Raw genomic sequence first — 24,481 nt, 5'->3', positions numbered from 1 at the left:
GTCGATGCCGAACTTTGTCCGGTGCGGCGCTCGGTTCGCGTCATCACTCCGGCCCCGCGTGTCACCCGCACAGCATGCAGTCCGCCCGCTGGGACGCGACGACCGGCCCGTGCGGCGCCCGGCTACCCTGGCCGCGTGCCCCTTCCGCTGAAGGGCGCAAAGCCGACAGCCGTCGCATTCCAGGGAGAACATCCATGGCCTCGTCGCCGACCCCTTCCGCTGACAGCCGGAACCGAGCCGCAGCCCTCCGTGAGGCACTCGCCACCCGTGTGGTGGTGGCCGACGGTGCGATGGGCACCATGTTGCAGGCCCAGGACCCCACCCTCGAGGACTTCCAGGACCTGGAAGGCTGCAACGAGATCCTCAACGTGACCCGGCCCGACATCGTCCGGTCCGTGCACGAGGAGTACTTCGCGGTCGGCGTGGACTGCGTCGAGACGAACACCTTCGGCGCCAACTTCGCCGCCCTGGGCGAGTACGACATCCCCGAGCGGGTCTACGAGCTGTCGGAGTCCGGTGCCCGGATCGCCCGCGAGGTGGCCGACGAGTTCACCGCCTCCACCGGGCAGCAGCGCTGGGTGCTCGGCTCCATGGGACCGGGCACCAAGCTGCCCACCCTGGGCCACGCCCCGTACGCCAAGCTTCGCGACGCCTACCAGCAGAACGCCGAAGGCATGATCGCCGGGGGCGCCGACGCCCTCCTGGTGGAGACCACCCAGGACCTGCTGCAGACCAAGGCGTCCGTCGTCGGCGCCCGGCGCGCCCTGGCGGCGACCGGCGCGGACCTGCCCGTCATCTGCTCCGTCACCGTGGAGACGACCGGCACCATGCTGCTGGGCTCGGAGATCGGCGCCGCGCTCACCGCCCTGGAACCCCTCGGCATCGACATGATCGGCCTGAACTGCGCCACCGGCCCCGCCGAGATGAGCGAGCACCTGCGCTATCTGGCCCGGCACTCCCGCGTCCCGCTGTCCTGCATGCCCAACGCGGGCCTGCCGGTCCTCGGCAAGAACGGCGCCCACTACCCGCTGACGCCCGAGGAGCTCGCGGACGCCCAGGAGACGTTCGTCGCCGAGTACGGCCTCTCCCTGGTCGGCGGCTGCTGCGGCACCACGCCCGAGCACCTGCGCCAGGTCGTGGAGCGGGTGCGCGGCACCGCCCCCTCCGCCCGCGAACCGCGCCCCGAGCCCGGCGCCGCCTCCCTGTACCAGAGCGTCCCCTTCCGCCAGGACACCTCCTACCTGGCCATCGGCGAGCGCACGAACGCCAACGGGTCGAAGAAGTTCCGCGAGGCCATGCTCGACGCCCGCTGGGACGACTGCGTCGAGATGGCCCGCGACCAGATCCGCGAGGGCGCGCACATGCTCGACCTCTGCGTCGACTACGTCGGCCGCGACGGCGTCGCCGACATGGAGGAGCTGGCCGGCCGTTTCGCCACCGCCTCCACCCTGCCGGTCGTGCTGGACTCCACCGAGCTGCCCGTCCTGCGCGCCGGTCTGGAGAAGCTCGGCGGCCGGGCCGTGCTCAACTCCGTCAACTACGAGGACGGGGACGGGCCCGAGTCGAGGTTCGCCAAGGTCAGCGCCCTGGCCGCCGAGCACGGCGCGGCGCTGATCGCGCTGACCATCGACGAGGAGGGCCAGGCCCGCACCGTCGAGCACAAGGTGGCCATCGCCCAGCGGCTCATCGAGGACCTCACCACGAACTGGGGCATCCAGGAGTCGGACATCCTCATCGACTGCCTGACCTTCACCATCTGCACCGGGCAGGAGGAGTCCCGCAAGGACGGCATCGCCACCATCGAGGCGATCCGCGAACTGAAGCGGCGCCACCCCGCCGTACAGACCACGCTCGGGCTGTCCAACATCTCCTTCGGCCTCAACCCGGCCGCCCGTGTGGTGCTGAACTCCGTGTTCCTGGACGAGTGCGTCAAGGCCGGACTGGACTCCGCGATCGTGCACGCCTCGAAGATCCTGCCGATCGCCCGGCTGGAGCAGGAGCAGGTCGAGGTCGCGCTGGACCTCGTGTACGACCGCCGTGCCGAGGGCTACGACCCCCTGCAGAAGCTCATGGAGCTCTTCGAGGGCGTCAACATGAAGTCGATGAAGGCCGGCAAGGCCGAGGAACTCCTCGCCCTGCCGCTGGACGAGCGCCTCCAGCGCCGCATCATCGACGGCGAGAAGAACGGCCTGGAGGAGGACCTGGACGAGGCCCTGCTGACCCGGCCCGCCCTGGAGATCGTCAACGACACCCTGCTCGCGGGCATGAAGGTCGTCGGCGAGCTGTTCGGCTCCGGCCAGATGCAGCTGCCGTTCGTCCTCCAGTCCGCCGAGGTGATGAAGAGCGCGGTGGCGCACCTCGAACCGCACATGGAGAAGACCGACGACGAGGGCAAGGGCACCATCGTGCTGGCCACCGTGCGGGGCGACGTCCACGACATCGGCAAGAACCTCGTCGACATCATCCTCTCCAACAACGGCTACACCGTCGTCAACCTGGGGATCAAGCAGCCCGTCTCCGCGATCCTGGACGCGGCCGAGGAGCACAAGGCCGACGTCATCGGCATGTCCGGCCTCCTGGTGAAGTCCACCGTGATCATGAAGGAGAACCTGGAGGAGCTGAACCAGCGCAAGATGGCGGCCGACTACCCGGTGATCCTCGGCGGCGCCGCCCTCACCCGGGCCTACGTCGAGCAGGACCTCCACGAGGTCTACGAGGGCGAGGTCCGCTACGCCCGCGACGCGTTCGAGGGGCTGCGCCTGATGGACGCGCTGATCGCGGTCAAGCGCGGGGTGCCCGGCGCGGTGCTCCCCGAGCTGAAGCAGCGCCGGGTGCCCAAGCGGGACACCCCGGTGCTGGACGTGGTGGAGCCGGAGGAGGGCGTGCGCTCCGACGTCTCCGTCACCAACCCGGTGCCCGAGCCGCCGTTCTGGGGGACCCGCGTCGTCAAGGGGATCCAGCTCAAGGAGTACGCGTCCTGGCTGGACGAGGGCGCGCTCTTCAAGGGCCAGTGGGGTCTCAAGCAGGCACGGGCCGGTGACGGCCCGACGTACGAGGAGCTGGTGGAGACCGAGGGCCGCCCGCACCTGCGGGGCTGGCTGGACAAGCTCCAGACCGAGAACCTGCTGGAAGCGGCCGTCGTCTACGGCTACTTCCCCTGCGTGTCCAAGGGCGACGACCTGATCCTGCTCCACGAGGACGGGTCCGAGCGCACCCGCTTCACCTTCCCCCGCCAGCGCCGCGGCCGCCGGCTGTGCCTCGCGGACTTCTTCCGCCCCGAGGAGTCGGGGGAGCGGGACGTGGTCGGCCTCCAGATCGTCACCGTCGGCTCGAAGATCGGCGGGGAGACCGCCAAGCTCTTCGAGGCGAACTCCTACCGCGACTACCTGGAGCTGCACGGGCTGTCCGTGCAGCTGGCCGAGGCCCTGGCGGAGTACTGGCACGCCCGGGTCCGCGGCGAGCTGGGGTTCTCCGGGGAGGACCCCGCGGAGGTCGAGGACATGTTCGCGCTCAAGTACCGCGGCGCGCGGTTCTCCCTCGGCTACGGGGCCTGCCCCGACCTGGAGGACCGGGCCAAGATCGCCGCGCTGCTGGAGCCGGAGCGCATCGGCGTCCAGCTCTCGGAGGAGTTCCAGCTCCACCCGGAGCAGTCCACCGACGCCATCGTCATCCACCACCCCGAGGCGAAGTACTTCAACGCGCGGTAACCCGGTGTTCGACGCGCGGTGAGCCGTGGTCCGCGCGCCGTATCCGTACGAGTCGTAGACTGGTCGGTCCAGTGCAGGCCGGTCACCGTTCCCACCGGGACGGCGGCCGGCCTTCTCGTCCCTCATGGAAGGTGTGCCGGATGACCAGTACGGTTCCCGCGTCCCTGACCCGTACGGCCGAGGGCTCGGCCTTGCAGGCGGTCCTGCTCGACATGGACGGCACCCTCGTCGACACGGAGGGCTTCTGGTGGGACGTGGAGGTCGAGGTCTTCGCCGACCTCGGCCACCGGCTCGACGCCGCGTGGCGCGACGTGGTGGTCGGCGGCCCGATGACCCGCAGCGCGGGCTACCTCATCGAGGCCACCGGAGCCGTGATCGACCTCGAAGAGCTCACGGTGCTGCTGAACGACCGCTTCGAGAAGCGCATCGGACGCGGGGTGCCGCTCATGCCGGGAGCCGCCCGGCTGCTGGGCGAACTCGCCGCGCACGAGGTGCCCACGGCACTGGTCTCCGCCTCGCACCGCCGGATCATCGACCGGGTGCTGGACTCGGTCGGCCACCACCACTTCGCGCTCACCGTCGCCGGTGACGAGGTCGCCCGTACCAAGCCGCACCCCGAGCCGTACCTCGCCGCGGCCGCCGGTTTCGGAGCGGAGCCCGGGCGCTGCGCGGTCATCGAGGACACCGCCACGGGGGTCGCGTCGGCCGAGGCGGCGGGCTGCCGGGTGGTCGCGGTGCCCTCCGTCGCGGACATCGCGCCCGCGCCGGGACGGGCGGTCGTCCCGTCCCTCGAACATGTGGATCTCGCTTTTCTGAAAGGCCTGGTGACCGGAAAGCGATGAGCTGGGCACCGAGCGTTTCCCTGTGAATGAAAAGCGAAATTCGTGTCGCCGGGATGTGTGGTCCCGCCTCCCGGAATCGGCCTGAATCAGGTCCATGACCATGCGCGGACAAGGGTCCGGTGCGTGAGGTTCGTCACTCCGAAGGGGTGTCGGAGCCCCCGGTGAGCAGCGCGTCCGCCTGCCCCGGGCGGGCATACGTCCGGGTTCATGAAGCGCTGTACGAAACATTCCCGAGCGTGTGGTGGACGCCCCGTCATGGGCGATCACCGAGTGAGTACGCCGCCCATTCCCACCGGTCAGAGCACCTGGGCGGCGCCTACTAATCTCGGTTTTCTCACATGACGGAATGAGGGAGAACGTCCAGATGAACCGCAAGACGCTGGTGCTGCCCGCCGTGGTGGGCCTGCTCGCGCCGGTACTCGCCGCCTGTGGCGGGCCGGACGCCGGGGGCGACGCCATCGTCGTCGGGACCACGGACCAGTTCGTCGCCTCGAAGGACAACCCGGCCCCGCTCGACCCCGCCATCGGCTACGAGGCGGGCGTGTGGAACGTCCTGCGGCAGACCGTGCAGACGCTGACCCACATACCGCGCGGTGGCGGCGAGCCCGTGCCCGAGGCGGCCGAGAGCTGCCAGTTCACCGACACCAGGAACGAGAGCTACCGGTGCACCCTGCGTGAGGGCCTCACCTTCGCCGACGGCACGCCCCTGACCACCGAGGACGTGAAGTACTCCCTCCAGCGCGTCATCGACATCAAGGACGAGAGCGGCCCGGTCGGTCTGCTCGACAACATCGACACGATCGAGACCAAGGGCGAGGACGAGATCGTCTTCCACCTGAGCAACCCGGACGCGACCTTCCCGTACAAGCTCGCGACCCCGGCGGCCGGGATCGTCCAGAAGGACAAGTACCCGGCCAAGGCCCCCCGGGACGGCTTCGAGGTCGACGGCTCCGGCCCGTACACCATGAAGGCCGAGGTCAAGGACGGCCAGGCCGTCAAGGTGGTGTTCACCAGGAACCCGACGTACAAGGGCGATCTGAAGGTCCTCAACGACAAGGTCGAGCTGGACCTCTTCCCCGACGCCGAGGCGATGGGCAAGGCGCTCGACGACAAGAAGATCGACATGATGACACGCACCATGTCGCCCGAGCAGTCGCAGAAGATGCTCATGGAGCCCCAGGAGGGCGTCAAGCTCACCGAGATGCCCGGACTCGCCATCAGCTACCTCGCCTTCAACACCGAGGACCCCGCGGTGGAGAACAAGGCGGTACGCCAGGCCATGGCCCAGGTCATCGACCGCGGGGAGATCGCCGGCGAGGTGTACGGGAGCACCGCCGAGCCGCTCTACTCGCTCATCCCGTCAGGCATCACCGGGCACACCAACTCCTTCTTCAACACCTACGGCGAGCCCAGCACCTCCGCGGCCGCCAAGACCCTCCAGGAGGCCGGCATCAGCACCCCGGTCGCCTTCACGCTGCACTACACGACCGACCACTACGGTCCGGCCACCGCCGCCGAGTTCAAGGCACTGGCCAAGCAGCTCAACGCCTCCGGGCTCTTCGAGGTCAAGGTCGAGGGCACCCCGTGGGCCAAGTACCGCCCCGCCCAGCGGAAGGGCGAGTACGCGGTCTACGGCATGGGCTGGTTCCCGGACTTCCCGGACCCGGACACCTACACGGCGCCGTTCCTCGACAAGAACAACTTCCTCAACTCGCCCTACCGGTCCGCCGCCGCCCAGGAGACGCTCATCCCCGAGTCCCGCAGCGCGGCCGACCGCAGCACGGCGTCCCCGATCTTCGAGAAGCTCCAGGACATCGTTGCCAAGGACGTCCCGGTCCTCCCGGTCTGGCAGGGCAAGCAGTACGTCGCCTCGCTCGACGGGCTGACCGGAGTCGAGTGGGCCGTCACCTCCTCGGCCGACCTCCAGCTCTGGGAGCTCGGCAAGAGCACCTGACGCACCACGGGTCCGGCCCGGGGCTCACCCGCCCCGGCCGGACCCGTGCGCGGTCCTCCGCCTCACCCGGCGCCGGACCCGTGCGCCCGCCGCCTCACTGGGCGCCGGGACGCACCAGCCCGCTCTCGTACGCGTAGACGGCGGCCTGCACCCGGTCGCGCAGGCCCAGCTTCGTCAGCACGTGCCCCACATGCGTCTTGACCGTCGTCTCACTCACGAACAGGTCGGCGGCGATCTCCGCGTTGGACAGCCCGCGGGCGACCAGCTTCAGCACCTCCACCTCGCGCTCCGTGAGGGTGTCCAGCGCGTCCGGGACGGGCTCCTCGCCCGAGGGCAGATGGTCCGCGTACTTGTCGAGCAGCCGGCGCGTGATGCTCGGCGCCAGCATCGCCTCGCCCGCGGCCACCACCCGGATGGCCTGCACCAGCTCATGGGCCGGGGCGTCCTTCAGCAGGAAGCCGCTGGCCCCGGCGCGCAGCGCCTCCACCACGTACTCGTCGAGGTCGAACGTGGTCAGGACCAGGACCTTCGCCGGACCGTCCCGGCCGGGGCCGGTGATCTGCCGGGTCGCCTCCACGCCGTCCATCCGCGGCATCCGGATGTCCATCAGCACCACATCGGGCTGCAACGCCCGCACCTGGTCGATGGCCTGCAGACCGTCCCCGGCCTCCCCGACCACCGCGAGATCGCCCTCGGCCTCCAGGATCATCCGGAAACCGGTGCGCAACAGGGGTTGGTCGTCGACCAGCAGGACGCGGATAGCCACAGAGTCTCTCCTTAAGGGCCTTCGAGGGCCACCGTCGGTCCGGCCTCGGCCCGGACCGGCTCCATTCTGCCCTGCCCACCCTCCACCGACCCGGCCGGGCGGACCAGCAGCGGATATACCGGGGGAGTCCCGCCGAACTCCGGGCAGACCGCCTGGTGGTCGCACCAGCCGCACAGCTTGGTCGGCCGCGGACGCCACTCACCCGTCTCGGTGGCCAGCCGGATCGCCTCCCACAGGGCGAGCAGCTTGCGCTCCACCCGCTCCAGGTCGGCGGGGACCGGATCGTAGGTGAGCACGTCCCCGCTGCCCAGGTAGACCAGTTGCAGCCGGCGCGGGACCACCTTCTTCAGGCGGGTGATCACCAGGGCGTAGAACTTCATCTGGAACAGCGCGCCCTCCGCGTACTCCGGGCGCGGGGCCTTGCCCGTCTTGTAGTCGACGATCCGGACCTCCCCGGTGGGGGCCACGTCCACCCGGTCGATCACGCCCCGCAGCCGCAGCCCCGAATCGAGCTCCGTCTCGACGAACATCTCCCGCTCGGCCGGCTCCAGGCGCGTCGGGTCCTCCAACGAGAACCACCGCTCCACCAGCCGCTCCGCCTCGCCCAGCCACCCGGCCAGCCGCTCGCCGTCCGGATCCCCCGCGAACAGCCCCGCCAGCTCCGGCTTCGACGCGAGCAGCCGGTCCCACTGCCCCGGGACCAGCGCCTTGGCGCGCGGCGCCGTACGCTCCGCCGCGGGGGCGTCGAACAGCCGCTCCAGCACCGCGTGCACCAGCGTGCCCCGGGTGGCCGCCTCGCTGGGCTTCTCCGGCAGTTTGTCGATGACCCGGAAGCGGTAGAGCAAGGGGCACTGCATGAAATCGCTCGCGCGGGACGGGGACAGGGACGAGGGTGGCTGAGGCGGGCGCGGTACGGACGTCATGTCGAAGACCCTACGGCCCGCCACCGACACCGAGCGGCATACCATCGACCGCAGAGCTCACGCACAGCAGAGGCGTGGCTACGCCACCGACCGAAGGGACCACGTGGACAAGAGCGGCGACAGCGGGCGCCCGCAGCCCGGCGCGGGGGGCGGCGACCCCGGCTCCGGGCCGGACAAGGGCCGGCCGCGCCGCCCCGAGGACCCCGGCGGCGGCCTCCTCATGGGCCGCCCCTTCGGCGTACCCGTGTACGTCGCGCCCAGCTGGTTCGTCGTCGCCGCCCTGATCACCTGGGTCTTCGGCGGCCAGCTCGACCGCGTCCTGCCGCACCTCGGCGCCGCCCGCTACCTGGTGGCCCTCTTCTTCGCGATCGCCTTCTACGCCTCGGTGCTCGTCCACGAGCTCGCCCACACGGTCGTCGCCCTGCGCTACAAGCTGCCGGTCCGCCGGATCCAGCTCCAGTTCTTCGGCGGCGTCTCGGAGATCGAGAAGGAGTCCGAGACCCCCGGCCGCGAGTTCGTCCTCGCCTTCGTGGGGCCCCTGCTCTCACTCGTGCTGGGCGGCCTGTTCTTCATCCCCCTCCAGTTCGTCGAGGCGGGCACTGTCCCCGGTGTACTGCTCGCCGGACTGATGGTCTCCAACCTCATCGTCGCCGCCTTCAACCTGCTGCCCGGCCTGCCCCTGGACGGCGGCCGCATGCTCCGTGCCGTCGTCTGGAAGATCACCGGCAAGCCGATGAGCGGGACCGTCGCCGCCGCCTGGGTCGGGCGCGGCCTCGCCGTCACCGTCCTCGTCGGGCTGCCGCTGCTCACCCACACCGGCGCGCTCGGCGGCAGGGCCGGTGACATCGGCGGGGTGGAGACCGTCACCGACGCCCTGCTCGCGGCCATCCTGGCCGCGATCATCTGGACAGGGGCGGGCAACAGCCTGCGGATGGCCCGGCTGCGCGAACACCTCCCGGACCTGCGCGCCCGCACGCTCACCCGGCGCGCGGTGCCCGTCGAGTCCGCCACCCCGCTCTCCGAGGCGCTGCGCCGCGCCAACGAGGCCGGCGCCCGCGCCCTGGTCGTCGTCGACGGACAGGGCAACGCCAAGAGCGTCGTCCGCGAGGCCGCCATCGCGGGCGTCCCGGAGCACCGCAGGCCCTGGATGGCCGTCAGCGGACTCGCCCAGGACATCACCGAGGGCATGCGGGTCCCGGCCGAGCTCGCCGGAGAGGCCCTGCTGGACCGGCTCAAGGCGACCCCGGCCACCGAGTACCTGGTCGTCGAGGAGAGCGGCGAGATCTACGGCGTCCTGTCCACCACCGACGTGGAGCGCGCCTTCGTGGCCGCGATGGCCCGCCCCGGCGCCTGAGCCCGTCCACCCCTGAGCCCCGCCCCGGCCCGCCTGAGCCCGCCCGCCCGGACCCGTCGTACGGCGCCCCGGGCCCCGCCGCCCGGCCCGGGAACCCCGGAAAGAGGGCCACCGGAATACCGGTAGGCTGAGCACATGTCCGAACCGACCGGTGCCGCCCGCCGTCGCGGCCCATTCAAAGTCGGGGACCAGGTCCAGCTCACCGACCCCAAGGGACGCCACTACACCTTCACGCTCGAAGCCGGAAAGAACTTCCACACCCACAAGGGTTCTTTCCCGCACGACGAGCTGATCGGTGCTCCCGAGGGCAGTGTTGTCCGTACCACGGGAAACGTCGCCTATCTCGCGCTGCGCCCCCTGCTCCCCGACTACGTCCTGTCCATGCCCCGCGGTGCCGCCGTGGTCTACCCCAAGGACGCGGGGCAGATCCTCGCCTTCGCCGACATCTTCCCCGGCGCCCGCGTCGTGGAGGCCGGGGTCGGCTCCGGAGCGCTGAGCACCTTCCTGCTGCGCGCCATCGGCGAGCAGGGCATGCTGCACTCCTACGAGCGCCGCGAGGACTTCGCCGAGATCGCCCAGCAGAACGTCGAGCGCTACTTCGGCTCGCCGCACCCCGCCTGGCAGCTCACCGTCGGCGACCTCCAGGACAACCTCTCGGACACCGACGTCGACCGCGTCGTCCTGGACATGCTCGCCCCGTGGGAGTGCCTGGACGCCGTCTCCAAGGCGCTGGTGCCCGGCGGCATCCTCTGCGCGTACGTCGCGACCACCACCCAGCTCTCGCGGACCGTCGAGTCCATCCGTGAGATCGGCTGCTTCGCGGAACCGCAGCCCTGGGAGTCGATGATCCGTAACTGGCACGTCGAGGGCCTGGCCGTGCGCCCCGACCACCGGATGATCGGCCACACCGGATTCCTGGTCACCGCCCGCCGCCTCGCGGACGGCGTCGAGCCGCCCGTGCGCCGCCGCCGCCCCTCCAAGGGCGCCTACGGCGAGGACTACGACGGTCCCGGCAGCCGCAGCGGCTCCGCCGCCGGGCGCGACTGACCGACCCCGCCGGCCGACAGGCCCGACCAACGCACAGGCGCCGCCGCCGAGTTCCCCGGACCGCTCCGGGAACCGGCGGCGGCGCCTTTTCGCCGGGCCGGCATTAGGCCGCCGCGACAGGCCGCCGTGACCCCGGCGTTCCCCCGCGGTGTGAGGTGTGGCACGATGCTGGCCACCCCACTGCCGCCGACGACCGGCGGGCAGCCGCCTCACCAGGCCTCCAGGAACCACAGGAGACATACCGCGTGCAGACCTCCGCGCTCCCGGACCTCGCGCACACCGGCGCCAAGCCGGTGCACTGGCTCGCCACGGCCGCGGCCATGGCCGCCGTCGTCGCCCTCGCGGGACTGCTCCAGCCCGAGGCGGCCACCGCGACCGCCCAGGCGTCGGAGCACGGCACCACCTCCGGGAGCGGTACCGCCGCCGCGCCGGATCCGGCCGGCGTCGTCTTCCCGGTGGAGTGCGGCAGCACGGGGCAGACCGTGACCGAGAGCGCGCCCGGGGACCTCGACGGCGACGGCAGGCCCGAGACCGTCGTCTCGGTCCGCTGCACCACCGGCTTCGGCACCCCGCCCAGCGGCGTCTACGTCCTGACACAGACGGACGGGGCCGCACCCCGGGTCGTGGCGACCCTGGTGGACCCCGCCGACAACCAGTCCGTCACCGGCCTCGCCGTCCAGGACGGCACGGTCTCGGCGACCCTCTTCGGCTACTCCTCGGCCGACGTGCCGCGCTGCTGCCCCGACGAGCGGGAGAGCGTGTCCTGGCGGTGGAAGGGGAACGCCTTCGTCCGCTCCACCGGGGACGGCGCGGCGGCGGCCTGACCGGACCCGCCTACTCCGCGTCCGGGCCGAAGACCTCCACGCTGTCCGAGACGCGCCGTACATGGATGCAGTCGCCCGGACACTCCTTGGCCGAATCCACCACGTCCTGGAGCAGCGGCAGCGGCACCGGAGTGGTGGCGCCCTTGTCCTGGAGCAGTTCGTCGTCGGTGCTCTTGACATACGCGAGCCCGTCGATGTCCAGCTCGAACACCTCGGGTGCGTACTGCACACAGATGCCGTCGCCCGTACAGAGGTCCTGGTCGATCCAGACCTCCAGGTCCTCTGTGTCGCTGCCGCCCGGAGCGTCCTGCTGCACGGTCATGTGTCCTGCCGTTTCCCTGCGTATGCGAACCAATTGAAGCCAGCCCTGACGGGTGTTGAACGCTTCGACGATACAACCGGCGGCTTTCCCGGGGCGAAGGGTGGGTATTCCCTTGGCGTGAGGGAGAGCGCAAGGGTGAAGATCGGACACGCCTCGATCTGTTTGTGATCTAGGGGTTTCAATCATCACCCACCCAGGTAGGGTCAGGAAGCGTCCAGCTCCCCTTGGAGGAGGTGAGGACCGTGGCAGCCCACGACGACGACATCAACCGCGGCATCCGGCCCGGGCGGGGGTCCGATGACCCAGCCGGCCAGGTTGTCTTTCTCGAGCAGGAAATCGCCGTCCTGCGACGTAAGCTCGCCGACTCTCCGCGTCATACGAGGATTCTCGAAGAGCGGATCGTCGAGTTGCAGACCAACCTCGCCGGTGTGTCCGCACAGAACGAGCGGCTCGCCGGCACACTGCGCGAGGCCCGCGACCAGATCGTGGCCCTCAAGGAGGAGGTCGACCGGCTCGCACAGCCGCCGGCCGGTTTCGGCGTGTTCCTGCAGGCCAACGACGACGGCACCTGCGACATCTTCACCGGGGGCCGCAAGCTCCGGGTGAACGTCAGCCCCAGCGTCGAGCTCGACGGCCTCAGGCGAGGCCAGGAAGTCATGCTCAACGAAGCGCTCAACGTGGTCGAGGCCATGGAATTCGAGCGGGCCGGGGACATCGTCACCCTCAAGGAGATCCTTGAGGACGGCGAGCGCGCCCTGGTCATCGGACACACCGACGAGGAACGGGTGGTGCGGCTCGCCGAGCCCCTGCTGGACATCACCATCCGCCCCGGCGACGCGCTCCTGCTCGAACCCCGGTCCGGTTACGTCTACGAAGTGGTTCCCAAGAGCGAGGTCGAGGAGCTGGTCCTCGAAGAGGTCCCGGACATCGACTACGACAAGATCGGCGGTCTGGGCGACCAGATCGAGCTGATCCGCGATGCGGTCGAGCTCCCCTACCTGCATCCGGACCTCTTCAAGGAGCACGAGCTGCGTCCGCCGAAGGGCATCCTGCTCTACGGCCCGCCCGGCTGCGGCAAGACGCTCATCGCCAAGGCCGTGGCCAACTCCCTGGCCAAGAAGGTCGCCGAGGTGACCGGGCAGCCGGCGGGGAAGAGCTACTTCCTCAACATCAAGGGACCCGAGCTCCTCAACAAGTACGTCGGTGAGACCGAGCGGCACATCCGCCTGGTCTTCCAGCGTGCCAGGGAGAAGGCGAGCGAGGGCACCCCCGTCATCGTCTTCTTCGACGAGATGGAATCGCTCTTCCGCACCCGCGGCTCCGGTGTCAGCTCGGACGTGGAGAACACCATCGTCCCCCAGCTGCTCGCCGAGATCGACGGGGTGGAGGGCCTGGAGAACGTCATCGTCATCGGCGCCTCCAACCGCGAGGACATGATCGACCCCGCGATCCTGCGGCCCGGCCGCCTCGATGTGAAGATCAAGATCGAGCGCCCGGACGCGGAGGCGGCGAAGGACATCTTCGCGAAGTACCTCACCCCGTCGCTGCCGCTGCACACGGACGACCTCGACGAGCACACCGGTTCCCGCGAGGCCGCCGCCCACGCCATGATCCAGTCGGTCGTGGAGCGGATGTACACGGAATCCGAGGAGAACCGCTTCCTCGAAGTCACCTACGCCAACGGCGACAAGGAAGTCCTCTACTTCAAGGACTTCAACTCCGGAGCCATGATTCAGAACATCGTGGACCGGGCGAAGAAAATGGCCATCAAGGCATTCCTCGAGCAGGGCCAGAAGGGCCTGCGCGTCTCCCATCTCCTCCAGGCCTGCGTGGACGAGTTCAAGGAGAACGAGGACCTGCCCAACACCACCAATCCGGACGACTGGGCCAGGATTTCCGGAAAGAAGGGGGAGCGGATCGTCTTCATCCGTACCCTCGTCACCGGAAAGCAGGGCGCGGACACGGGCCGCTCCATCGACACCGTGGCGAATACCGGGCAATACCTGTAGAACACAGACCGGCTGCGGATGCCCGGCAGGGCATCCGCAGCCGGCCGTTTTCCCGGGAGTTCCGGCTCCTTCCGAACAACTGACGTAATTGATCTCCCCTCCGGCGCGGAGGCGCTCTAGGCTCTGCCGTACCGCCGATGTCGCGCCTGCGGGGACGGGCACCGCACGCGCGGGGACCAGCAGCGGTACTTGAGCGCCGCTCCCGGACGGGGAGCGCCGCCGGGCAAGGAGGGCCGCATGACCGTACGGCGAGTAATGGGCATCGAGACGGAGTACGGGATCTCCGTCCCCGGTCAACCCAACGCCAATGCCATGCTCACCTCGTCCCAGATCGTCAACGCCTACGCGGCGGCGATGCACCGGGCGCGCCGCGCCCGCTGGGACTTCGAGGAGGAGAATCCGCTGCGTGACGCGCGAGGCTTCGACCTCGCCCGCGAGACCGCCGATTCCAGCCAGCTCACCGACGAGGACATCGGCCTGGCCAACGTCATCCTCACCAACGGCGCACGGCTGTACGTCGACCACGCGCATCCGGAGTACAGCTCCCCGGAGATCACCAACCCGCTGGACGCGGTGCTCTGGGACAAGGCCGGCGAACGGGTGATGGCCGAGGCGGCCGAGCGGGCCGCCGCGATCCCCGGCGCCCAGCCGATCCACCTCTACAAGAACAACACCGACAACAAGGGCGCCTCGTACGGCACGCACGAGAACTACCTGATGAAGCGGGAGACCCCGTTCTCGGACATCGTGCGCCATCTGACGCCGTTCTTCGTCTCGCGCCAGGTCGTCACCGGGGCGGGCCGGGTCGGTATCGGCCAGGACGGCCAGGAGCACGGCTTCCAGCTCAGCCAGCGCGCCGACTACTTCGAGGTGGAGGTGGGCCTGGAGACCACGCTCAAGCGCCCCATCATCAACACCCGGGACGAGCCCCACTCCGACGCCGAGAAGTACCGCAGGCTGCACGTGATCATCGGCGACGCGAACCTCTCCGAGATCTCGACCTACCTCAAGCTCGGCACCACCTCGCTGGTGCTCGCCATGATCGAGGACGGCTTCATCAACGTCGACCTCGCCGTCGACCAGCCGGTGCGCACCCTGCACCAGGTCTCGCACGACCCCGGCCTCCGGCAGCTCGTCACGCTCCGCAGCGGCCGGACCCTGACCGCCGTACAGCTCCAGATGGAGTACTTCGAGCTGGCTCGCAAATACGTCGAGGAGCGGTACGGCGCGGACGCCGACGCGCAGACGAAGGACGTCCTGGTCCGCTGGGAGGACACCCTGAACCGGCTGGAGACCGACCCGATGAGCCTGGCGGGTGAGCTGGACTGGGTCGCCAAGCTGGAGCTCATGGAGGGCTACCGGCGCCGTGACGGCCTGGGCTGGGACTCCCCCCGCCTGCACCTGGTGGACCTCCAGTACGCCGACGTACGGCCGGACAAGGGGCTGTACAACCGTCTGGTGTCCCGGGGGAGGATGCGGCGCCTGCTCGACGAGAGCGACGTCGAGCGCGCCCGTACCAAGCCGCCGGAGGACACCCGGGCCTACTTCCGGGGCCGCTGCCTGGAGCAGTACGCGGACGACGTCGCCGCGGCGTCCTGGGACTCGGTCATCTTCGACCTGCCCGACCGCGACTCACTGCAACGGGTGCCCACGATGGAGCCGCTGCGGGGTACCCGTGAGCACGTCAAGAACCTCCTGGACCGCTGCCGCACCGCGGAGGAGCTGGTCCGGACGCTCACAGGGGGCTGAAAGGCGCCTCGGAGGGGAATCAATCACATGACCTGGGGACGTTGAGGAAAGTACCGGGCCGATGTCGGACCCCGTGGGTAGGGTCTGATCAAGTGCTTCGAATGCTTCGAACCGAGCGGGGTGAGCTAGATGGCGACCAAGGACACCGGCGGCGGACAGCAGAAGGCGACACGCTCCACCGAGGAGACCGAGGAGCAGGTGCAGGACGCACAGGCGTCCGAGGACCTCAAGGAGCGGCAGGAGAAGCTGAACGACGACGTGGACGACGTCCTCGACGAGATCGACGACGTCCTGGAGTCCAACGCCGAGGACTTCGTCCGCAGCTTCGTGCAGAAGGGCGGCCAGTAACGGCCGGATCCCCGGACCACCGGGGCCGCCGGCCGGCCCGCGCCGCCGGCCGGCAGTTCCGCGGGATGCCCGTATCCGTACCGGCGTCCCGCGGATCCGCTTCCGCACCGGGATCGTGTTGATCACCGCCGACAGGCGGGTAGGGTCCGTGGCGTAGTGCTTCAACTGCAATTCGGCCGTCGGCAAGTTGGGGGATGATCCTGACACCTTGCGCGGGGCCGCCGCATACCTGGAGGGAATCGCGTGGAAGCCAACACTCGTAGTACCGGGCGTCTACCAGCTGCCTTCCTGACGCCGGGCTCGTCCTCGTTCATGGACTTCCTGTCCGGTCACGTGCCCGAGATGCTGCCCGGCAACCGCAGCCTCCCGCCCGTGCAGGGCGCGTTCGAGGCGCCGCACGGTACGACGATCGTGGCGGCCACGTTCCCCGGCGGGGTGGTGCTCGCCGGTGACCGGCGGGCCACCATGGGCAACATGATCGCCCAGCGCGACATGCAGAAGGTGTTCCCGGCCGACGAGTACTCGGCGGTGGGCATCGCCGGCACGGCCGGACTCGCGATCGAGATGGTCAAGCTGTTCCAGCTGGAGCTGGAGCACTTCGAGAAGGTCGAGGGCACCACGCTCTCCCTGGAGGGCAAGGCCAACCGGCTGTCCACGATGATCCGCGGCAGTCTCTCGATGGCCATGCAGGGCCTGGCCGTCGTCCCGCTGTTCGCCGGGTTCGACGTCGACCGCGGGAAGGGCCGGATCTTCTCCTACGACGTCACCGGCGGCCGGTCCGAGGAGCGGGGGTACGCCTCCACCGGCTCCGGATCCCTCTTCGCGCGGGGCTCGATGAAGAAGCTCTACCGCGACGACCTGACCGAGGAGCAGGCGCTCACCCTGGTCGTGCAGGCGCTCTACGACGCGGCGGACGACGACTCGGCCACCGGCGGTCCCGACCTGGCCCGCCGGCTCTTCCCGATCGTCACCGTCATCACCGACGAGGGCTTCCGGAAGCTGACCGACACGGAGTCCTCCGAGGTCGCGCGCTCGGTCGTCGAGCACCGGCTCCAGGAGCCCGACGGCCCGCGCGCCGCCCTGCTCTGACCGGCCCGACTCCTCTTCGATGCACTCGTCACTGACAGAAAGGGACGGATAGCCGGTGTCGACGCCGTTCTATGTCTCACCCCAGCAGGCCATGGCCGACCGGGCGGAATACGCCCGGAAGGGCATCGCCCGTGGTCGCAGCCTGGTTGTGCTGCAGTACGCCGACGGCATTGTGTTCGTCGGCGAGAACCCGTCCCGTGCTCTGCACAAGTTCAGCGAGATCTACGACCGGATCGGCTTCGCGGCCGCCGGCAAGTACAACGAGTACGAGAACCTCCGCATCGGCGGCGTCCGGTACGCGGACCTGCGCGGGTACACCTACGACCGCGACGACGTGACGGCTCGTGGGCTCGCCAACGTCTACGCGCAGACGCTGGGCACCATCTTCTCCAGCGCCGCCGAGAAGCCGTACGAGGTGGAGCTGGTGGTCGCCGAGGTGGGCGCCGGGCCCGAGGGCGACCAGATCTACCGGCTCCCGCACGACGGCTCGATCGTGGACGAGCACGGCTCGGTCGCGGTCGGTGGCAACGCGGAGCAGATCAGCGGCTTCCTGGACCAGCGTCACCGTGACGGGATGTCCCTCGCCGAGGCGCTGAAGCTGGCCGTGCAGGCCCTTTCGCGCGAGGCCAACGGCAACGAGCGCGAGATCCCCGCCGAGCGGCTGGAGGTCGCGGTCCTGGACCGGACGCGGCCGCAGCAGCGCAAGTTCAAGCGGATCGTGGGGCGGCAGCTGGCCCGGCTGCTCGACGCGGACGGCGCGGGAGCGACCCCGACGGACGCCCCGTCCGACACGGAGGAGCCCGACGCCCCGTCCTCGGGGGACGCGGGCGGCACCGGCCGGGAAGGCGCGGAGGAGACCGGCGCCGGGGACGCCGGCAAGGACGGCAAGGACGGCAAGGACGGTGCGGAAGGGTCCGGGAAGGAGTAGCCCCCTCCTCGCCCGGTGACCGTACGGACGCCCCCGGCAGCCCCCACACGGCGGCCGGGGGCGCCGTCGCGCTCCGGGTCAGGACGGCCGGGTCAGGACGGCCGGGCCGAGCGGGCCCGGTCGAGCGGGCCCGGGGCCCCGTGCTTCGGGGCGCGGGCGCGGAGGTGCCGAGCTTCCGGGTGCGGGCCGGGGGCGCGCGGGCTGAGTCCGCCGCCGTACCGGCAGGGCTGAGAGCGCCGCCGTCACGTCAGGGCCGGGCGGCGGGCGCCGTGGAGCCGCGGGGCACCAGACGGACGGGCAGGTCGCCGGATTCAGCGGGGCGCCCGTCCAGGACCGCGAGCAGGGCCGTCATGCCGCGTCGGCCGACCTGTTCGGCCGGCAGCCGCACCGTGGTCAGCTCGGGCTCCACCGCCGTGGCGAGGGCGAGGTCGTCGAAGCCGGTCACCGAGATGTCGTCGGGCACCCTCAGCCCGCGCCGGCGGACCGCCTTGCAGGCGCCCGCGGCCAGGATGTCGTCGTCGCAGACGATCGCCGTCGGCGGCGCCCCCGGCTCCGCGAGGACCGCTTCGGCCGCCGCCGTCGCGGCCCGTACGTCCAGCGGAGCGGTCACGGTCCGGAGCGTGGCCCCCGGCACCCCGGCCAGCACCCCGCCGAGGGCACGGGCCCGTACCGCGAAGGTCCAGGTGTCCACCGCCGAGGCGAGGTGGACGAAGCGGCGGTGCCCCAGGCCCAGCAGATGCTCCGTCACCTGCCGCATCCCGTCCGCGATGTCGAGGTTCACCCGCGCCGCCACGCCGGCGTCCCCCGGATCACTGTCCAGCATCACCAGGGGCAGCCCCGCGCCCCGCAGCGCCCCCAGGGCGTCCGAGGCCATGGACGAGGCGATGACCCCGTCCAGTGACGCCCGCGCGGAGGCGAACGGGTCCCGGGCCGGGCCGGTGCCGTCGGGCGACGGGTAGAGCACCACACCGAAGCCGTGCTCGGCGGCGACGGCGGCCGCGCCGGTGTACACCCGGGCGAAGAACTCGTTAGTGAGGGCGGGGACGACGAGCAGCGCGGTACGGGTGTCGCCCAGCCGGAGACTGCGCGCCGCCAGGTTCGGCCGGTAGCCCAGCTCCCGGGCGCTCTCCCGGACCCGCCCGGCCGTGGTCTCGGACACCCGGCCGCGCCACTTGCCGCCGAGCACCAGCGAGACGGTGGCCTGGGAGACCCCCGCGGACCGGGCCACGTCGCGGCTGGTGGGCCGGGGTGGGGCGGGCCGCCGCGCGCTGCTCACTCATGCCTCCGTGCTGGAACCGTACGGTGCGCGGGATGGACCCGCCGACTGCGCACATGGTACGTATGGACTCCGACGTTATACGTAAAACCCCGGACGTGAGGCGGACCGGGGGAGAGGGGCGGGCATGGCCGCGGGCTATCTGGACATCCTCCGGGCGCGGCACGCCGCCAGACTGCTGGCCGGGACCCTGGTGGGGCGGCTGCCCAACGGCACCGCCCCGATCGCGATCGTGCTGTTCACCCGGGCCGAGGGCGGCGGCTACACCCTGGCCGGGGCGCTCGCCGCCGCGTACGGCCTGGCCACGGCCGTCGGGCAGCCGCTGCTGGGGCGGGCCGTGGACCTGTACGGCCAGCCGCGTGTGCAACTCCCGGCCGCCGTGGTCTCCGCGCTTGGCATGGTCCTGCTGGCGGTGTGCGGCCTCGGGGTCCTCCCGCTCGCCTACGCGGCGGTGATCGTGGCCGGACTGTTCACCCCGCCGCTGGAGGGCGGGCTGCGCGCCCTGTGGCCGAGCGTGCTCGGCCGGGAGGACCGCGTGCACCGGGCCTACGCCATGGACGCGGTCGCCCAGGAGGTGATGTTCACCCTCGGCCCGCTCCTCGTGACGCTGTTGGTGGCGCTCTGGTCTCCCGCGGCCGCGCTCCTGGTGATCAACGCCCTGGGGGTGCTCGGCGCGCTCTGGGTCGTGCTCAGCGAACCCTCCCGCACCTGGCGCTCCGCACCGCGTGAGGCGCACTGGCTGGGCGCCCTGCGCTCACCCGGACTCCTCGCCCTGCTCGGCGCGTTCTTCTTCGTCGGACTGGCCCTCGGCTCGATCACCGTGGCGGGCGTGGCGTACGCGGACGACCACGGCCGTGAGTCGGTGTACGGCTGGCTGATGGCCGCCCTCGGGCTCGGCGCGCTGATCGGCGGCGCGGCGTACGGGGCGCGGCAGTGGGCCGGTGCGCCCGAGCGTCGGCTGCGGGGCATCGTCGCCCTGCTGGCCCTGGGCTACCTGCCGTTGACCCTGACCCCCGGGGTGGTCACCATGACCGCGCTCGCCGCGCTCGCCGGGGTGTTCCTCGCCCCGGCCATCGCCTGCTCGTTCCTCGTGGTGGACCGGCACGCGCCGCGGGGCACCGTGACCGAGGCGTTCTCCTGGCTCGTGACGACGTTCGGCGTGGGCGCCGCGGCCGGAACGGCCGTCGCCGGCCCGGCCGTCGAGCTGGGCGGGACGGCCCAGGGTTTCGCCGTCGCGGGGGCCGGTGGAGTGGCCGCGCTGCTGGTGCTTCTCGCCACCGGAAAGGTCCTCGCGGCACCCGTCCGTACGCCCGAGGTGGTGATCGGATCGGAAAATGATCGCAACGGTGCGGCCGAACCCGGTTTCAGCTCAGGCCATAAGGCGTAATGTTCAGTCATGGACCGCCGCATTTTCGGGCTGGAGAACGAGTACGGCGTCACGTGCACGTTCAGGGGACAGCGCCGACTGTCACCTGATGAAGTGGCGCGCTACCTCTTCCGCCGTGTTGTGTCATGGGGCCGCAGCAGCAACGTCTTCCTGCGGAACGGCGCCCGCCTGTACCTCGACGTGGGATCGCATCCGGAATACGCAACCCCCGAATGCGACAATGTGAACGAACTGGTCACGCACGACAAGGCGGGCGAGCGCATTCTCGAAGGTCTGCTCGTCGACGCCGAACGCCGCCTGCACGAGGAGGGAATCGCGGGCGACGTCTATCTCTTCAAGAACAACACCGACTCGGCCGGAAACTCCTACGGGTGCCACGAGAACTACCTCGTCGCCCGGCACGGAGAATTCTCCCGGCTCGCGGACATCCTCATTCCCTTCCTCGTCACCAGACAGCTCATCTGCGGCGCGGGCAAGGTGCTCCAGACGCCGCGCGGAGCCGTCTACTGCGTGAGCCAGCGGGCCGAGCACATCTGGGAGGGCGTCAGTTCCGCCACGACGCGCTCCCGGCCCATCATCAACACCAGGGACGAACCGCACGCCGACGCGGAGCGCTACCGCCGCCTGCACGTCATCGTCGGCGACTCCAACATGTCCGAGACGACCATGCTGCTCAAGGTCGGCGCCACCGACCTGGTGCTCCGCATGATCGAGGCGGGCACCGTGATGCGTGACCTGACGCTGGAGAACCCGATCCGGGCCATCCGCGAGGTCAGCCACGACATCACCGGCCGCCGCAAGGTGCGCCTGGCCAGCGGCCGGGAGGCCTCGGCCATAGAGGTCCAGCGCGAGTACTACGAGAAGGCGGTCGACTTCGTCGAACGCCGGGGCATCCGCACCGGCACCGTCGACCAGGTCCTGGAGCTCTGGGGCCGCACGCTGGACGCCGTCGAGGCGGAGGACCTCGACCGGATCGGCACCGAGATCGACTGGGTCATGAAGTACAAGCTCATCGAGCGCTACCGGGCGAAGCACAACATGACCATGTCCAACCCCCGGGTCGCCCAGATAGACCTCGCCTACCACGACATCCACCGCCGCCGGGGGCTCTACTACCTCCTGGAGCGCAAGGGACAGGCCGCCCGCATCTGCGACGACCTGAAGATCTTCCAGGGCAAGTCCGTGCCCCCGCAGACCACCAGGGCGCGGCTGCGCGGCGACTTCATCCGCCGGGCCCAGGAGCAGCGCAGGGACTTCACCGTCGACTGGGTGCACCTCAAGCTCAACGACCAGGCGCAGCGCACCGTGCTGTGCAAGGACCCGTTCCGCTCGGTCGACGACCGGGTGGAGAAACTCATCGCCGGCATGTGATCCGGGCCGTACCCCCCTACGGCCGTGACGCGTTCGGGCCCCGTACGTTCTCCGTACGGGGCCCGTCGCCCGTGCGCCCGCGGGGAGCGCCGGAGAGCCCTTAGAGTGGCCCGGACCCCCTGTACGTGCCGTCTGAGATCTGAGGAACCAGTGCGCCGACTTGCCGGCCTTCTCGTCGTCCCCCTACTGCTGCTGTCCACGGCGGCATGCGGCGACGACAAGGCCTCCGACTCCACCTCGACCAAGAACGGCGCCCCCGCGATCACCGCGGGCGCGAAGTTCGGCGAGAAGCCCACCCTGGCCAAGGGCGAGGGCGACCCACCCAAGGAACTGAAGACCGAGGTCATCAGCGAGGGTGACGGCGCGAAGCTCAAGAACGGCGACGCGATCCAGGTGAACTACCTGGGCCAGGCGTGGGACTCCGACAAGCCGTTCGACAACAGCTTCGACCGCAAGCAGCCCTTCGACCTGACCCTCGGTGCGGGCATGGTCATCCAGGGCTGGGACAAGGGCCTCGTCGGCCAGAAGGTCGGCAGCCGCGTCGAGCTGGTCATCCCGCCGGACCTCGGCTACGGCGAGCAGGGCCAGGGCGACATCAAGCCCAACGCCACGCTGGTCTTCGTGGTGGACGTCCTGAAGGCGACTCAGATCCCCGCCTCCGCCAAGGGCACCGAGGTCGCCCAGGACAACATCGACCTGCCGAAGGTCGGGACGAACACCGACGGCAAGGCGCCCTCGGTGAAGATCCCCGCGAGCGACCCGCCGAAGAAGCTCGTCTCCAACTACGTCCTGGAGGCCAAGGGCGACGTCGTCAAGGAGACGGACAGCGTCGTCGTCAACTACGTGGGCATGGTGTGGAAGGACAAGAAGACGTTCGACAGCACCTATGAGACGGGCAAGACCCAGACCTTCCCGCTGGCCCAGGTCACCCTCAAGGGCCTCAAGGACGGTCTGATCGGCAAGACGGTCGGCAGCAGGGTGCTGCTCGTCGTCCCGCCGTCCGACGGCTTCGGGGACGAGGCGCAGCAGAGCATCCCCGCCAAGTCGACGCTCGTCTTCGCCGTGGACATCCTCGCGAAGATGTAAGACTGTCCCGGTTGCCCAGTTCATCATTTAGAGGAGCAAAGTCAGTGAGCATCGAGAAGCCCGAGATCGACTTCCCGGGTGGCGAGCCGCCGGCCGACCTGGAGATCAAGGACATCTGGGAAGGCGACGGGGCGGTGGCCGAGAAGGGCCAGACCGTCTCCGTGCACTACGTCGGCGTGGCCTTCTCCACCGGTGAGGAGTTCGACGCCTCCTGGAACCGCGGCACCCCGCTCCAGTTCCAGCTCGGCGCCGGCCAGGTCATCGCGGGCTGGGACCAGGGCGTGCAGGGCATGAAGGTCGGCGGCCGCCGCCAGCTGACCATCCCCGCGCACCTCGCGTACGGCGACCGCGGCGCCGGTGGCGGCCGTATCGCCCCGGGCGAGACGCTGATCTTCGTCTGCGACCTGGTCGGCGTCTGAGCCGCCGGGTGTGACAGCGGTGAGGGCCCGTGCCGGACGGCACGGGCCCTCACTTTGGTCCGGACACCCCGGGGCGGTACGGTCGGGCGTCGAGGAGCACGTACAGAAAGGGCGTCGATGGCGATCGCCAAGGCCGAACGGCTGATGAACCTGGCGCTGTGCCTGCTGGGTACCCGGCGCCCGCTCAGCAAGCGCGAACTGCGCGGGTCCATCGAGGCCTACCTGGAAGCGGGCTCCGACGACGCCTTCAACCGGATGTTCGAGCGGGACAAGGACGACCTCCGCGAACTCGGCCTGGTCATCGAGACCGTGGAGAACCTCGACGGCGACACCGGCTACCTCGCGCGCCGCGACAGCAACCGGCTGCCCCCCATCACCCTGGACGCCGAGGAGGCCGCCGCCCTCGGACTCGCCGCCAAGGTCTGGCAGCAGGCCCGCCTCGCCGGGGCCGCCAGCGGAGCCCTCCAGAAGCTCCGGGCCGCCGGGATGCCGGAGGCGGAGGACGCCTACGAGGTGCACAGCGCCCTGGAACCCCGTATCCCGGTGCACGAGGCCGCCTTCGAGCCGCTGATGCTCGCCTGCCGGGACCGCCGGCCCGTCACCTTCGACTACCGCAAGGCCAACGCCGCCCGCCCCGGGCAGCGCCAGGTCGAACCCTGGACGCTGGAGTGCTGGCGCGGCCACTGGTACCTGGCCGGCTGGGACCGCGAGCGGGGCGCCGAGCGCGTCTTCCGGCTGTCCCGGATCTCCGGCCGGGTCCGCTCCCGCGCCGGGGCGTTCACGGCGCCGGTGCCGGACGTGGTGACCGTACGCGAGACGGTGGAGAGCTGGGCGGGGGAGACCGCGACCCGCACCGCCCGGATCCGGCTGAGGTCCGGCTCCGGCTACCCGCTGCGGGCCCGCGCGACCTCCGTCAGGGACCTCGGTGACGGCTGGGACGAGCTGGAGATCCCGTACGGGCACGGGCTGGACGCCTGGCTCGTGGAGTTCGGGCCGGACGTCGTGGTGAGCGAACCCGCCGACCTGCGGGCCGATGTGGTGGACCGGCTGCGCGCCGTGGCCAAGGACTGAGGGGGAGCC

At 70.5% G+C, this 24,481-nt stretch carries 20 protein-coding genes and 1 pseudogene; 17 read left to right on the top strand and 4 right to left on the bottom strand.

Annotation, left to right across the window (positions count from 1 at the left end):
* The first annotated feature begins 194 nt into the window (after positions 1–194).
* The 3 genes from metH (at position 195) to B9S64_RS04975 (ending at position 6,503) form a co-directional block, all read left to right on the top strand.
* Positions 195–3,707, top strand: a complete 3,513-nt coding sequence (metH, locus tag B9S64_RS04985; RefSeq protein ID WP_103489985.1) for a methionine synthase — start codon at positions 195–197, stop codon at positions 3,705–3,707.
* 140 nt (positions 3,708–3,847) lie between these two features.
* Positions 3,848–4,549 carry an HAD family phosphatase gene (locus tag B9S64_RS04980; RefSeq protein ID WP_103489983.1) on the top strand — a complete coding sequence of 234 codons (702 nt, stop codon included), beginning with the start codon at positions 3,848–3,850 and terminating at the stop codon, positions 4,547–4,549.
* Positions 4,550–4,913: 364 nt separating this feature from the next.
* Positions 4,914–6,503, top strand: coding sequence for an ABC transporter substrate-binding protein (locus tag B9S64_RS04975; RefSeq protein WP_103489982.1), 1,590 nt, complete (start codon positions 4,914–4,916; stop codon positions 6,501–6,503).
* 94 nt (positions 6,504–6,597) lie between these two features.
* On the opposite strand, the gene B9S64_RS04970 is transcribed toward B9S64_RS04975, so the two are convergent.
* Entirely contained in the window at positions 6,598–7,269 is a 672-nt protein-coding gene (locus tag B9S64_RS04970; protein ID WP_103489980.1) for a response regulator transcription factor, read from the bottom strand.
* An 11-nt stretch (positions 7,270–7,280) separates the two neighbouring features.
* Positions 7,281–8,126: a PD-(D/E)XK nuclease family protein gene (locus B9S64_RS04965; RefSeq protein WP_028443984.1), complete on the bottom strand. Its 846-nt coding sequence runs from the start codon at positions 8,124–8,126 to the stop codon at positions 7,281–7,283.
* Positions 8,127–8,295: 169 nt separating this feature from the next.
* Here B9S64_RS04965 and B9S64_RS04960 point away from each other — a divergent pair, with 169 nt between their 5' ends.
* The 3 genes from B9S64_RS04960 (at position 8,296) to B9S64_RS04950 (ending at position 11,417) form a co-directional block, all read left to right on the top strand.
* Complete coding sequence (locus tag B9S64_RS04960; RefSeq protein ID WP_103489977.1) at positions 8,296–9,546, top strand: site-2 protease family protein; 1,251 nt, start codon at positions 8,296–8,298, stop codon at positions 9,544–9,546.
* Between the two features lie 135 nt (positions 9,547–9,681).
* Positions 9,682–10,593: a tRNA (adenine-N1)-methyltransferase gene (locus B9S64_RS04955; RefSeq protein ID WP_103489976.1), complete on the top strand. Its 912-nt coding sequence runs from the start codon at positions 9,682–9,684 to the stop codon at positions 10,591–10,593.
* 245 nt (positions 10,594–10,838) lie between these two features.
* Positions 10,839–11,417: a hypothetical protein gene (locus B9S64_RS04950; RefSeq protein WP_103489975.1), complete on the top strand. Its 579-nt coding sequence runs from the start codon at positions 10,839–10,841 to the stop codon at positions 11,415–11,417.
* Between the two features lie 10 nt (positions 11,418–11,427).
* Here the strand turns inward: B9S64_RS04950 and B9S64_RS04945 are convergent, their stop codons facing one another.
* Positions 11,428–11,739, bottom strand: coding sequence for a ferredoxin (locus B9S64_RS04945; RefSeq protein WP_028443988.1), 312 nt, complete (start codon positions 11,737–11,739; stop codon positions 11,428–11,430).
* 242 nt (positions 11,740–11,981) lie between these two features.
* Here B9S64_RS04945 and arc point away from each other — a divergent pair, with 242 nt between their 5' ends.
* The 6 genes and pseudogenes from arc to prcA all read left to right on the top strand — a co-directional run bounded on the left by arc (position 11,982) and on the right by prcA (position 17,862).
* Positions 11,982–13,748, top strand: coding sequence for a proteasome ATPase (gene arc / locus B9S64_RS04940; RefSeq protein WP_028443989.1), 1,767 nt, complete (start codon positions 11,982–11,984; stop codon positions 13,746–13,748).
* A 237-nt stretch (positions 13,749–13,985) separates the two neighbouring features.
* The gene (gene dop / locus B9S64_RS04935) at positions 13,986–15,497 is read left to right on the top strand and encodes a depupylase/deamidase Dop (RefSeq protein ID WP_103489973.1); all 1,512 of its coding nucleotides are present in this window, start codon (positions 13,986–13,988) and stop codon (positions 15,495–15,497) included.
* A 129-nt stretch (positions 15,498–15,626) separates the two neighbouring features.
* Positions 15,627–15,845 carry a ubiquitin-like protein Pup gene (locus B9S64_RS04930; RefSeq protein ID WP_028443991.1) on the top strand — a complete coding sequence of 73 codons (219 nt, stop codon included), beginning with the start codon at positions 15,627–15,629 and terminating at the stop codon, positions 15,843–15,845.
* A gap of 117 nt (positions 15,846–15,962) precedes the next feature.
* Positions 15,963–16,137, top strand: a pseudogene (locus B9S64_RS34870) (endonuclease domain-containing protein); the annotation flags it as partial.
* Entirely contained in the window at positions 16,089–16,934 is an 846-nt protein-coding gene (gene prcB, locus B9S64_RS04920; RefSeq protein WP_103489971.1) for a proteasome subunit beta, read from the top strand. The pseudogene B9S64_RS34870 and the gene prcB, both read left to right, overlap by 49 nt.
* Positions 16,935–16,989: 55 nt before the next feature.
* Positions 16,990–17,862, top strand: coding sequence for a proteasome subunit alpha (prcA, locus tag B9S64_RS04915; protein WP_103489970.1), 873 nt, complete (start codon positions 16,990–16,992; stop codon positions 17,860–17,862).
* A gap of 247 nt (positions 17,863–18,109) precedes the next feature.
* Here prcA and B9S64_RS04910 read toward each other — a convergent pair whose 3' ends face one another.
* Positions 18,110–19,138 (bottom strand): LacI family DNA-binding transcriptional regulator, encoded by a 1,029-nt coding sequence (locus B9S64_RS04910; RefSeq protein ID WP_103489967.1) that lies wholly within the window; start codon positions 19,136–19,138, stop codon positions 18,110–18,112.
* Positions 19,139–19,265: 127 nt separating this feature from the next.
* Here B9S64_RS04910 and B9S64_RS04905 point away from each other — a divergent pair, with 127 nt between their 5' ends.
* From B9S64_RS04905 to B9S64_RS04885, 5 genes are all read left to right on the top strand, one after another.
* On the top strand, positions 19,266–20,525 hold the full coding sequence (locus tag B9S64_RS04905) for an MFS transporter (protein ID WP_103489966.1): 1,260 nt from the start codon (positions 19,266–19,268) through the stop codon (positions 20,523–20,525).
* Between the two features lie 9 nt (positions 20,526–20,534).
* A complete protein-coding gene (gene pafA, locus B9S64_RS04900; protein ID WP_103489964.1) occupies positions 20,535–21,896 on the top strand; it encodes a Pup--protein ligase in 1,362 nt (453 codons plus the stop codon).
* 150 nt (positions 21,897–22,046) lie between these two features.
* Positions 22,047–22,982 carry an FKBP-type peptidyl-prolyl cis-trans isomerase gene (locus tag B9S64_RS04895; RefSeq protein WP_103489962.1) on the top strand — a complete coding sequence of 312 codons (936 nt, stop codon included), beginning with the start codon at positions 22,047–22,049 and terminating at the stop codon, positions 22,980–22,982.
* A 44-nt stretch (positions 22,983–23,026) separates the two neighbouring features.
* Positions 23,027–23,401: an FKBP-type peptidyl-prolyl cis-trans isomerase gene (locus B9S64_RS04890; protein WP_037875851.1), complete on the top strand. Its 375-nt coding sequence runs from the start codon at positions 23,027–23,029 to the stop codon at positions 23,399–23,401.
* Positions 23,402–23,518: 117 nt separating this feature from the next.
* A complete protein-coding gene (locus tag B9S64_RS04885; RefSeq protein WP_103489961.1) occupies positions 23,519–24,472 on the top strand; it encodes a YafY family protein in 954 nt (317 codons plus the stop codon).
* The last annotated feature ends 9 nt before the right edge of the window (positions 24,473–24,481 follow it).

Origin of the sequence: Streptomyces sp. SM18 (assembly GCF_002910775.2) — a bacterium.
GTDB lineage: Bacteria > Actinomycetota > Actinomycetes > Streptomycetales > Streptomycetaceae > Streptomyces > Streptomyces halstedii.
This window is presented reverse-complemented; position numbering and strand designations above follow the sequence as displayed.

Excerpts from the sequence above, each read along its gene's own strand:
- metH (WP_103489985.1), top strand. The coding sequence starts at position 195 with ATGGCCTCGTCGCCGACCCCTTCCGCTGACAGCCGGAACCGAGCCGCA.
- B9S64_RS04980 (WP_103489983.1), top strand. The coding sequence starts at position 3,848 with ATGACCAGTACGGTTCCCGCGTCCCTGACCCGTACGGCCGAGGGCTCG.
- B9S64_RS04975 (WP_103489982.1), top strand. The coding sequence starts at position 4,914 with ATGAACCGCAAGACGCTGGTGCTGCCCGCCGTGGTGGGCCTGCTCGCG.
- B9S64_RS04965 (WP_028443984.1), bottom strand. The coding sequence starts at position 8,126 with ATGCAGTGCCCCTTGCTCTACCGCTTCCGGGTCATCGACAAACTGCCG.
- B9S64_RS04955 (WP_103489976.1), top strand. The coding sequence starts at position 9,682 with ATGTCCGAACCGACCGGTGCCGCCCGCCGTCGCGGCCCATTCAAAGTC.
- B9S64_RS04945 (WP_028443988.1), bottom strand. The coding sequence starts at position 11,739 with ATGACCGTGCAGCAGGACGCTCCGGGCGGCAGCGACACAGAGGACCTG.
- dop (WP_103489973.1), top strand. The coding sequence starts at position 13,986 with ATGACCGTACGGCGAGTAATGGGCATCGAGACGGAGTACGGGATCTCC.
- B9S64_RS04930 (WP_028443991.1), top strand. The coding sequence starts at position 15,627 with ATGGCGACCAAGGACACCGGCGGCGGACAGCAGAAGGCGACACGCTCC.
- B9S64_RS04905 (WP_103489966.1), top strand. The coding sequence starts at position 19,266 with ATGGCCGCGGGCTATCTGGACATCCTCCGGGCGCGGCACGCCGCCAGA.
- pafA (WP_103489964.1), top strand. The coding sequence starts at position 20,535 with ATGGACCGCCGCATTTTCGGGCTGGAGAACGAGTACGGCGTCACGTGC.
- B9S64_RS04885 (WP_103489961.1), top strand. The coding sequence starts at position 23,519 with ATGGCGATCGCCAAGGCCGAACGGCTGATGAACCTGGCGCTGTGCCTG.